We start from the raw sequence: 10,751 nt of genomic DNA on the forward strand, positions 1-10,751 counted from the left end.
ACATTTACGCCCGGCGCCTCCAACGGGCCTCCCATATTTAAATTCCTTACCTTCAACCATTCATGTTAAATCAAACATATGAAGATCGCTTTTCACGGAGCAGCGCGCGTCGTCACCGGATCCAAACATCTGATCACCTTAAAGAATGGGAAGAAATATCTGCTCGACTGCGGCATGTTCCAGGGAATGGGCGCCCAGACGGATGCACTCAACCGTAACTGGGGCTTCGTCCCCGGGGAAGTGGATACCCTCATCCTCTCCCATGCGCATATCGATCACAGCGGTCTTATACCTAAGCTGGTAAAGGACGGCTTTCAAGGCAGGATCTTCTGCACGCCCGCCACAAAGGAACTGACCGGCCTGTTGCTGGAAGATTCCGCCGGCATCCAGGAAGACGAAGTAAAATACACCAATAAGAAAAGAGCCCAGGAAGGACTGCCCTACCTGCAGCCGCTGTATACCGAGCAGGACGCCGTCCAATCCATGGATCACTTCATCTCCGTGGAATATGATACATGGCATGCCATCGATGAGGACGTGCAGGTATTGTACACCGATGCCGGTCATATCATCGGCAGCGCCGCCGTAAGCCTGCGGATAAAAGAAGATGGAAAGGAAATACACCTGACCTTCAGCGGTGACGTAGGCCGCTACCGGGACGTGATCCTGAAATCCCCGGCAGTATTTCCCCAGGCGGATTATATACTGATCGAGTCCACATATGGCAATAGCCTGCACGATCCCGCTGACACCACGCCGGACCTGCTGTTGAAATGGATCGAACACACCTGCTTGGAAAAAAAGGGTAAGCTCATCATCCCCGCATTCAGCGTGGGCCGCACGCAGGAGATCCTTTTTGCGCTGAATACCCTGGAAGAGGAGCGCCGTCTGCCGGCACTGGAATACTTCGTAGACAGCCCGCTGAGCATTTCAGCTACGGAGGTGGTGAAAAAATACCCGCATCTCTTCAATAAGACCATCCAGAAAGTGCTGGAGAATGACAATGACCCTTTTGCCTTCAAAGGTTTGAAATATATCAAGACAGTGGCGGAATCCAAGCTGCTGAACTATCGAAGCGAACCCTGCGTCATCATCTCCGCCAGCGGCATGGCCGACGCAGGACGGGTGAAGCACCATATCAGCAATAACATAGAGAACTCCCGTAACACCGTCTTGCTGGTGGGCTATTGCGAACCCCGTTCCCTGGGTGGCCGCCTGATGGCCGGCGCTAAAGAAGTGCATATTTTTGGAGCGCTCAAAGAAGTGAATGCCGAGATCGGCAGCATCCGCAGCATGAGTGCCCATGGAGACTTCGATGACCTCAGCCAGTTCCTCGCCTGCCAGGACCCGAAACAGGTGAAAAAGTTGTTCATCGTCCATGGCGAATACGATGTCCAGCAGGCTTTCAGGGACAGGTTGATCCGTAAAGGCTTCGCCGACATAGAGATTCCCGACCTGCATTATGAGACGGGACTACCATTGTCCTGATACAATGCAAAACAGCATTTTGGTCCCTACATTCCTGCTTTTCATGGATAATTATTGCCCGTTAGTCCATGAAAAGATAACTTGCGCCAAAAGTTGACCAATGACACGCCTGCTTTCCAGGTATAAATGGCACTTCCTTTTTTGGATTGCCTATTTTGTATTCTGGGTCTTTTTTTCTGCCTACCAGTATGGCAACACCTACGGGAAAGCCTTGCTGTATACCACGGCATGGTTCACCGGCCAGGCCAGCAGCGCCTATCTGACTGTCTATTGGCTGATGCCGCGTTACTTCAACAGACGGCGTTATCTGTTGTTCTCCCTTTTTTACCTGCTGATGCTGGCAGCTTCTGCCGGTCTCATTCTAAGCTGCATGCTGGCGATCCACCATTACCTGCACCAGCCGCTCCCGGTGCCTGTCAGGACCGAATTCTTCTACCTGCTGATGGGGAATTTCTATACCAGCTTTCTTACCGTGGCCGTAAAGGCCATCCGGGATAAGATCCGAAGTGACAGAAGGACGGCGCTCCTGGAAAAAGAAAAGACAGACAGTGAGCTGCGATTCCTTAAATCCCAGATGAACCCCCATTTCCTGTTCAACGCAATCAATAGCATCTACGTCCTCATAAAAAAAGACCCCGATTTCGCCGGCCACACGCTGGTGAAATTTGCCGATATGCTGCGTTATCAGCTGTACGAATGCAATTCAGACGTCATACCCATAGAAAAGGAGATAGGCTATCTCGATAACTATATCCAATTGGAAAAGCTCCGTAAGGGAGATTTGATCCAAACCGATTATAATGTCAGCGCTTCCACCGGTAAATTTTCCATTGCCCCCCTGCTGCTGATCCCCTTTGTTGAAAATGCCTTTAAATACGTATCTAATTGTCCGGATAAGAATAACTTTGTGACAGTGGACCTTAACTTCCAGGACAATATCTTTGAGCTCAGCGTCGAAAACTCCATAGACGAAGACGCAATGCTGCCGAAGGAAAAGACCTGGGGTGGTATAGGATTGGAGAACGTCAGACGAAGGCTGCAGCTGATCTATGATGGCCGCCACGCCCTGGACATCAGCACCACGGACGACGTCTTCTCTGTTCTGCTCACAATAAAGATAGAATGAAGATACGCTGCATAATAGTGGATGACGAGCCCCTGGCAAGGGAAGGCATGGAGCTGCTGGTGAAAGAGGCCGGATTCCTGGAATTACGCGCCACCTGTAGCAATGCCATCGAAGCCAACAGGGTGCTGGCAGAACAGGAAATAGACCTCATTTTTCTGGATATTCAGATGCCCAGGATCAGGGGCATTGATTTTCTGAAAAGCCTGGCTGTCCGCCCCCTGGTCATCATCACCACCGCCTTTCCCCATTATGCCCTGGAAGGATTTGAGCTGAATGTGCTGGATTATTTATTGAAACCCATCACCCTGGAAAGGTTCCTGAAGGCGGTCAACCGCGCCCGCGAAGCTATTCTTCCGGAGAATTACTTTTTTATCAAGACCAGCAATGGATATGAGAAGATCCTCCACGAGGAGATCCTCTTCATCGAAGCCAATCAGAACTACAGCTTTATCCATACGCCCCGGGGAAAATTTATAACATTGACGGCATTGGGTACGATCGAAGAGCAGCTGCCGCCTGCCAAATTTCTCCGCGTGCATAAATCATATGTGGTGTCTGTACAACAGATCCAGGGCCTCTCCGGCAACGAGATCACCATCGACAAACATAGGGTCCCGCTCAGCAAGAACTATAGGGAAGCCCTGATGCGGATCATCGACAGCAGGCTGATCAGGAAATGATAATCTTACGCAAACGTTTGCCCCCGTCCCGGTAAGAAATTTATAGCATCTTAGAGTCCTATGAGACTATTTCAACGCATAAGCATACTGGCATTATCCCTCATCACCATCGGCCGCCTCTCTGCCCAGCACATTATTCCCTATCCCTTAAAGGTGGAAACCAAACCTGGCAAATTCACCCTGAACCCATCGACCTCCATCCTGTACACCAGCACCTGCCGGCAGGAAGCCAGTTTCCTCCATGACCTCCTGGACCAGGACTATCACCTCCGGATCGCAACAGCGCCCATATCATCAAAAGCAAGATCAAACGCCATCTCCCTCAGCCTCGATGCGAGCCTCGCCGCCAGCCTGGGGAATGAAGGCTATGACCTGACAGTCGACGAAGGCAGGATCCAGGCCCGGGCCGCCACCTCCGCAGGTATCTTCTACGCCATCCAGACCCTAAGACAGCTGATCACCTCCGGCGCGACCATTCCCGCCTGCCACATCTCCGACAAACCCCGCTTCGCCTGGCGCTCCTTTATGCTGGACGAAGGCCGCTATTTTAAAGGAGAAGCAGTGGTAAAACAGCTGCTGGACGAAATGGCTTACCTGAAGATGAATATATTCCACTGGCATCTGACGGATGACCATGGATGGCGCATAGAAATAAAGAAATACCCGCTGCTCACTGCCATCGGGTCCAAACGGGATTCTTCCCAGATGGGCGTATGGCCTTCCGGTTGGGGCAGCAAGGTCTATGACGGCATTCCCCACCAGGGATACTACACCCAGCAACAGATAAAGGACATCCTCCGTTATGCCGCCGCAAGGCATATCACCGTGGTGCCGGAGATAGAAATGCCCGGCCATGCCAGCGCGGCCATTGCCGCTTATCCTTTTCTGGGTGCGGAAGGCAAACAAATAAAAGTACCCGTGAAATTCGGCGTACAGGATGACATATACAATGTGGCGGATACTAAGGTCCTGGCCTTCATCCACGACGTATTGGGAGAGGTCATGGCCCTTTTTCCCTCGCGTGTGATCCACATCGGCGGTGATGAAGTAAGATATGGGCAATGGAAGAACGCCCCGCAGGTGATGGACTATATCCGGCAGCAGGGGTTGGCATCTCCGGCCGACCTGCAGATCAGCTTTACCAACGGCATTTCGAATTTCCTGGAGGGGCATCACAGGAGAATGATGGGATGGAACGAGATCCTGGGTGGAAAGGTCCATGAGTTCAACGATCTCCGGGATACTGCCGCCAGCCAACAACTTTCCCGTCAGGCGATCATTCAATTCTGGAAAGGTGACGTCAGCCTCATCACAAAGGCCGCCGCTGCAGGTTATGACATCGTCAACTCCTGGTCAGACTATACCTACCTGGATTATGATGCCAAAGGCATCAGCCTGGAAAAAGCGTATGGTTTCGAACCCGTACCTGCCGATCTGCCGCAACGCGACACGGCCAGGATCCTGGGGCTGGGCTGCCAGATGTGGGGCGAATGGATACCCTCCGTGGAAAGGATGAATGAAAAAGTATATCCCCGGCTGGCTGCTTACGCCGAGGTAGGATGGACCAGCCGGCTCAATAAAGACCTTCAAAGGTTTACAGCGACAATACCCGCCCTGGAAGCCCGTTGGACAAGCAAAGGGTACATGCATTGAATTTGCATGTACCCCTCCTCATTTTATCATCTGATGCAACATGTGATTCATCATCTGATTCATCGGATGATCTCTTCCACCTCTTTCATCACGCCGGCAGCCAGGTTCCGGGCTGCATCCTCTGACTCGCCCTCCGAATAGACCCGGATGATGGGCTCGGTATTGGAACCCCGCAAATGCACCCAGCCCCTCTCAAATTCTATCTTCAGCCCATCCTCTGTATTGACCTCCTGCCCGTCATACCTTTCCTTCATCTTTTCCAGCAACAAAGGAATATTCATACCCGGTGTGAGAGCGATCTTGTTCTTCGACATATAGTAGTTGGGGAACTGGGCCCGGTAAGCAGACATGCGCACTTTTTTTTCAGCCAGTCCGCTGAGGAATAGCCCGATCCCGATCAGCGCGTCCCGGCCATAATGAAAGTCCGGCACGATAATGCCCCCGTTGCCTTCACCCCCGATGACCGCATTCACCGCCTTCATCTTCGTCACCACATTCACTTCCCCTACCGCAGAAGGGTAGTATTGCCCTCCATGAGCCGTCGTAATGTCCTTCAACGCACGCGTGGATGACATATTGGACACCGTGTTCCCTTTCCGGCGGCTCAATATATAGTCGGCCACCGCCACCAGCGTATATTCCTCTCCGAACAGCGTACCATCCTCACAAACAAAGCAAAGGCGGTCCACATCAGGGTCGACGGCAATGCCCAGGTCGGCGCCCTGGCGTTTGACTTCCGTGCTCAGACCCACCAGGTTTTCCGGCAATGGCTCCGGATCATGAGCGAATTCCCCGTTGACTTCCCCGTTGAGCACCGTTACTTCGGTTACACCCAATGCTTTTAACAACGCAGGCACGAAAAGGGAGCCGGTAGAGTTGATGCCATCCACCACCACCTTGAAACGCCGGCTGCCAATAGCCGCCGTATCCACCAGGGGATAGTCCAGGATAGCCTGGATATGTTTTTCCATCGTTCCCGTCGGCTGCCGGTAGGTTCCTGCTTTTTCCACAGTGGCAAACTGGAAAGCCGCTTTCTCGGCTTTATCCAACACAGCAGCCCCGTCTGCACCGCTGATGAATTCCCCGTCCGCATTCAGCAGCTTCAGGGCATTCCACTGCCGGGGGTTATGACTGGCAGTGATGATGATGCCGCCCCCCGCCTTTTCCCAGCGCACCGCCATCTCGACGGTAGGAGTGGTGGACAGTCCCAGATCCACCACGTCGAGACCCAGGCCCAGTAAGGTCTGAATGACCAGCGTGCTCACCATCTCCCCGCTGATGCGGCCGTCACGACCAATGACGACGACAGGACGGGCATTTTTTTCTTTCAGCCAGCTGCCATAGGCAGCTGCAAACTTTACAATATCCGGAGGGGTTAAATTATCCCCCGGCGTTCCACCAATTGTTCCACGGATACCGGAAATACTTTTTATCAATGTCATAGTGTAGACCTCCCAACTTTATGGCCAAATATAGAATAATACAGGATATATAAATAACAAGGTAGCATACAAATAAAAAAGGCAAGGCTGTTACCAATGGCCGGCTTGGCCTTCAACGTACCGTACAGCAGGGGGATCAGCGCACCTCCGGCGATACCCATGACCAGCAGTCCCGATCCTGTCTTGGTAAATTTTCCCAGCCCGTCGATGGCCAGTGGGAAGATCGCCGGCCACATCAGCGCATTGGCCAGTCCCAGCAGTGCAATAAAGCTGATCGATACATAGCCGGTCGACAGCTGTGCGCAGACAGTGAAGATGATCCCCGCGATGGCGGAAATTTTCAGCCCATTCTGTTGGGAAAGATATTTCGGGATAGCAAAAATGCCTATAATATACCCCGCCAGCATGGCCGCCAGGGTACAACTACCAAAATAACGGGTGGTATCCAGGCTCATACCCATCGACCGGCCATAGATGCCGATGGCATCCCCCGCCATTACCTCTACACCTACATACAGGAATAAACAAATGAACCCGAGCACCAGGTGCGGATACTGCAAGACGCTGGTCCGGCCCGAGTGCGTCTCTGAAGCGTTGCTTTCTCCACCCATCTCGATCTCCGGTAAAGAGCTGCGCTTTATCATCCAGGACAACAGGAACAGCGCCACTGCCATAATAATATAGGGGAGAATGATCTTCGATCCCATCTCGTTCAACAGTTGCTCTTTTTCGGCCACGCTCGCTGCCGCCTTGACCTTGTTTTCCAGCTCGGTTGCCCCTTCCAGCACGATGGCGCCGAGGATCAGGGGACTGAGCGCTCCTGCTACCTTATTACAAACGCCCATAATACTGATACGCCTTGCCGCACTCTCGATGGGTCCCAGGATACTGATATAAGGATTGGACGCCGTCTGCAGTAAGGTAAGCCCCGCCCCCTGCACAAACAGCCCAACCAGGAATAGGGGAAAGCTTCTCGATTGGGCCGCAGGTACAAAGATCAGCGATCCTATCGCCATCACCAGCAGACCCAGCGCCATGCCATTCTTGAACCCGGTTCTTTTCAGGATATAGGAAGAAGGCAGCCCCAGACAGAAATAGGACATGTAAAAGGCAAAGGTCACAAAGAACGCCTGTACGTCACTGCTCAGCTCGCAGGTGAGCTTCAGGAAGGGTATCAGTACGCTGTTGAGCCAGGTAATAAACCCAAAAATGAAGAAGAGGACGCCTATAATAAAGATGGCGCTCATGCCGCGGCGACTGACTGGCGCAGGGGTGGTCAGGGATTGATTCATATTGTAGAATTGCTTGAGCCACAAAATACCGAAAAGCTGCGCATCATCCCCGGACAAACGGTTGCGTTATTTTACGGATTTTGCCCATAATGACACGGAAACAGGCTATTTCGACACACTTATGAAATGGTGCTGGCAGGATTGTACGTAAATCCCTTTCTTTACAAAAAACCTTCATGAGACCGCCAATAACCTTCATCCTGCTTGTCCTGCTATTTGCATCCTGTGCGAAAACGAAATTCAGCGACAAGAATGGAACACTCTTGACCGCCTCCAGCTTGCCCCGGGCGGCGACTCCCGGCGGCGTTAATGTCAACGATGCCACTTCCGCCAAAATATGGGGCGTCAACGGGCATCCCGACAACCAATCGGCATATTGGGCCAATATAGATACCCAACTCGATCTGATACAGGAAATGGGAATGACCCAATACCGTGTGGACATGGGAACCATCCGCACAGGAGAATTGACAGGCGCGAATCTTACGAGGTTCAACGAACTGATGACCAAATGCCAGCAACGGGGGATCACCGTGCTACCTGTGGTGATCAACAATGAATGGTGGGCTTCCAATTATACACGCGATGATGCCTATTACGTAGGAGCTCTGTTAGGCAACGGGTTTGCCAGCAGGTATGGGGCAAATTTTCATACCTATGAGCTGGGCAACGAGGAAGAAGGATATTCTTTAAAGTATAATCTCATGCCCAATGGTTCGAAACAATACTTTGCAGGCGAGGTTGTAAGTGATTATGATCCCGCCCTTCTTGAAAAGACCATCTATTACCTGAACGGAATGATCGAAGGTATACGGGCGGTGGATCCGACGGCAAAAATGGTCATCAATGCCGGTGCGCATCACTATGGCTTCTTCCAGGCCCTGCAGAATAGCAATGTTCAATATAATATTGTCGGTTATCACTGGTATTTCGAGCCGCTGTCTGCGTTTCAAAATATATTGGATCACCTGGCCAACTTCCATAAGGATGTATGGTTCACTGAGTTCAATCGATGGTATGGCTCCTGGGGACAAGACGGACTAAACCAGCAGAGTGATTATGTGTATAGTTATCTCAACGAGCTGGAGACTCGTCCTTTTGTAAAAGGGATATTCGCCTACGAATTATTCAATCAGGACGAGGCAGATTCCACTCAAAATAGCTATGGCCTCATTTACTGGAATACACGCTATAATTACACAGCCTATACGAAAAAACCTGTAGTGGCCACACTGAAATACGAGATAGAAGAAAACAAATATGGCAACGAAGACTTCATCTATTCCATGTTCCTTTACTGCAACGATAGGGTGCCGGATCCCGGAGGGTTACAATATTGGACTAATCGCCTCACCGCCAGCCCCGACCGCCAGGCGATTCTCAACGAAGCCCTGCCACAGGAAGCCTATGGCAGGTGGGCGGAAGAACAATACAAATGGCTGCTGGATGCTCCTTCCATGAGCACTGACCTCTGGAATTACTGGCTGGGCAGGATGCAGAGTGGTACGACTAGAGAACAGATGATCTGTGAGTTCTGTGCCTCCGGTGATTTTTATACCAGTAGCGGTTCTACCACGGACGGGTATGTGGAAAGATTATTCAATAAATTACTGGGACGGCCCTCCGACCCCACCGGTAAGGCTTACTGGGTCAATGTAATGAATGGAGGCGCTACCCGGAGCCAGCTAGCCAATAAATTTATCCATGGTCAGGAATATTACAACAAATTCGTCGACGCCCAATTCCACAAATTGCTGCGCAGGACAGGCCCTGTAGAACAAAGCGCCATCGACTATTACACTTCCAAAATGACGGACGTGCTGAACAGCTGGAGCCAGGCTACTGTGATCAACTCCCTGCTCATGTCCGATGAATACTGGTACCGCGGCATTAATGAAGGGTATGTAAGAAGACACCCGGGGTATCCCCTGAACTGACCATTATAGCTTAAAGAATATCTTTCTCTTATACAGAAAGTAACACAACCCCCATTCCAGGCCGAAAATGCAGAGGGAAGAGACGATAGCCTGTACGAATACGGGCGTGCCCGCTATTTGCAGCAATCCCGTCGCGAGGCTGGTGACGTAGCCGTTGAACCATCTGTCGCCAACGATCTCGAAGAAAAGATAGATAAAGATGGAATTCATCCCCACTACCTGGAAGAACGTCAGCCGCTGCCGGTGCTGCCGCAGGTCGATCCACCAGTAGCACAAGGCCAGCAATAAAAGTGCATAGCCGCCGGAAGCCAGCGTAAACGAGCTGGTTGCTATCCGCTTGATGATCGGTGTGATATGCGCGAAGTCCAGGCCGTACCCAAGCGCCAGACAAGCCAATCCTCCAAGGACCATATATCGCACCTTGACCATACCCCGTTGATCGCTCAGCAACAGCTTGCCCGCCACAGCCCCCCAGATGGTATGCGCTGCCGTGGGTATACAGTTGATGGCCACCCATCCTCCGGGATTGATCTTATGCATGAGGATACTGTCTATGTAGTTGCCGAAATTATGCTGGTCGGTAAAAGGTTGATCAAAACCGGGGACCCGCACCCCGCGGTAAAGGATCTCCGTCAGCACCAACAGTCCGATGCTGAACAGGATCTGGGCGGTGATCGACCACCGAAAGATAAGAAAGGCCACCAGCAAGGTGAAGGACAGCTGTGTCAGCACATCCCACAGCTCGAAGGACAACCCCGCCGGCCGGACCGCATAATCCAACACGCCCCAGAAGAACAGCCAGCCGCTGCGCTTCAACGCCTTCCGGAATGACTGGCTCCAGCGCACGCCCTTTTTCCACTGCTTGTCCAGCGACAGGGCCAATGCCGTCCCCGCCATGAACATAAAACCCGGCTGCACGAGGTCCCATGCCCGCAATCCGTGCCACGGATGATGCTCCAGCTGGATGGTGAGAAAATACAGCGGCCCGCCCTGTGCATACTCATTCAGGTGGGTATACAGTCCCGTGCTTTCCAGCATGAGTAGTACCATAATGAGGCCCCGCATAAAATCCAGCGACAACAGTCTGCTGGCAGAAACACTGGTGGAGAGATCGTTTTGCATGAGTCTAAGAT

At 52.0% G+C, this 10,751-nt stretch carries 8 protein-coding genes; 5 read left to right on the plus strand and 3 right to left on the minus strand.

The window, feature by feature from the left end:
- Nucleotides 1-78: 78 nt before the first annotated feature.
- From Q4E93_RS02535 to Q4E93_RS02550, 4 genes are all read left to right on the plus strand, one after another.
- Nucleotides 79-1,488 carry an MBL fold metallo-hydrolase RNA specificity domain-containing protein gene (locus Q4E93_RS02535; RefSeq protein WP_303582514.1) on the plus strand — a complete coding sequence of 470 codons (1,410 nt, stop codon included), beginning with the start codon at nt 79-81 and terminating at the stop codon, nt 1,486-1,488.
- Between the two features lie 100 nt (nt 1,489-1,588).
- On the plus strand, nt 1,589-2,614 hold the full coding sequence (locus Q4E93_RS02540; RefSeq protein WP_303582515.1) for a sensor histidine kinase: 1,026 nt from the start codon (nt 1,589-1,591) through the stop codon (nt 2,612-2,614).
- Nucleotides 2,611-3,294: a LytR/AlgR family response regulator transcription factor gene (locus Q4E93_RS02545; RefSeq protein WP_303582516.1), complete on the plus strand. Its 684-nt coding sequence runs from the start codon at nt 2,611-2,613 to the stop codon at nt 3,292-3,294. Before Q4E93_RS02540 ends, Q4E93_RS02545 begins: the two co-directional genes overlap by 4 nt.
- A 60-nt stretch (nt 3,295-3,354) precedes the next feature.
- On the plus strand, nt 3,355-4,947 hold the full coding sequence (locus Q4E93_RS02550) for a beta-N-acetylhexosaminidase (RefSeq protein ID WP_303582517.1): 1,593 nt from the start codon (nt 3,355-3,357) through the stop codon (nt 4,945-4,947).
- Between the two features lie 59 nt (nt 4,948-5,006).
- On the opposite strand, the gene glmM is transcribed toward Q4E93_RS02550, so the two are convergent.
- Both glmM and Q4E93_RS02560 read right to left on the minus strand, forming a co-directional pair.
- Complete coding sequence (gene glmM / locus Q4E93_RS02555; RefSeq protein ID WP_303582518.1) at nt 5,007-6,389, minus strand: phosphoglucosamine mutase; 1,383 nt, start codon at nt 6,387-6,389, stop codon at nt 5,007-5,009.
- Complete coding sequence (locus tag Q4E93_RS02560; RefSeq protein WP_303582519.1) at nt 6,386-7,681, minus strand: sugar MFS transporter; 1,296 nt, start codon at nt 7,679-7,681, stop codon at nt 6,386-6,388. Before Q4E93_RS02560 ends, glmM begins: the two co-directional genes overlap by 4 nt.
- A 176-nt stretch (nt 7,682-7,857) precedes the next feature.
- Between Q4E93_RS02560 and Q4E93_RS02565 the strand changes: the two genes are divergently transcribed.
- Nucleotides 7,858-9,618, plus strand: a complete 1,761-nt coding sequence (locus tag Q4E93_RS02565; RefSeq protein ID WP_303582520.1) for a DUF4214 domain-containing protein — start codon at nt 7,858-7,860, stop codon at nt 9,616-9,618.
- A gap of 3 nt (nt 9,619-9,621) precedes the next feature.
- Here Q4E93_RS02565 and Q4E93_RS02570 read toward each other — a convergent pair whose 3' ends face one another.
- Entirely contained in the window at nt 9,622-10,740 is a 1,119-nt protein-coding gene (locus tag Q4E93_RS02570) for an acyltransferase family protein (RefSeq protein ID WP_303582521.1), read from the minus strand.
- Nucleotides 10,741-10,751 lie beyond the last annotated feature (11 nt).

Origin of the sequence: Flavitalea plasmicola (assembly GCF_030546645.1) — a bacterium.
Taxonomy (GTDB): Bacteria; Bacteroidota; Bacteroidia; order Chitinophagales; family Chitinophagaceae; genus Puia.

What these genes read in the sequence shown, in the direction of transcription:
- Q4E93_RS02550 (WP_303582517.1), top strand. Translation starts at nt 3,355, where the DNA reads ATGAGACTATTTCAACGCATAAGCATACTGGCATTATCCCTCATCACC.
- glmM (WP_303582518.1), bottom strand. Translation starts at nt 6,389, where the DNA reads ATGACATTGATAAAAAGTATTTCCGGTATCCGTGGAACAATTGGTGGA.
- Q4E93_RS02540 (WP_303582515.1), top strand. Translation starts at nt 1,589, where the DNA reads ATGACACGCCTGCTTTCCAGGTATAAATGGCACTTCCTTTTTTGGATT.
- Q4E93_RS02535 (WP_303582514.1), top strand. Translation starts at nt 79, where the DNA reads ATGAAGATCGCTTTTCACGGAGCAGCGCGCGTCGTCACCGGATCCAAA.
- Q4E93_RS02545 (WP_303582516.1), top strand. Translation starts at nt 2,611, where the DNA reads ATGAAGATACGCTGCATAATAGTGGATGACGAGCCCCTGGCAAGGGAA.
- Q4E93_RS02565 (WP_303582520.1), top strand. Translation starts at nt 7,858, where the DNA reads ATGAGACCGCCAATAACCTTCATCCTGCTTGTCCTGCTATTTGCATCC.
- Q4E93_RS02570 (WP_303582521.1), bottom strand. Translation starts at nt 10,740, where the DNA reads ATGCAAAACGATCTCTCCACCAGTGTTTCTGCCAGCAGACTGTTGTCG.
- Q4E93_RS02560 (WP_303582519.1), bottom strand. Translation starts at nt 7,681, where the DNA reads ATGAATCAATCCCTGACCACCCCTGCGCCAGTCAGTCGCCGCGGCATG.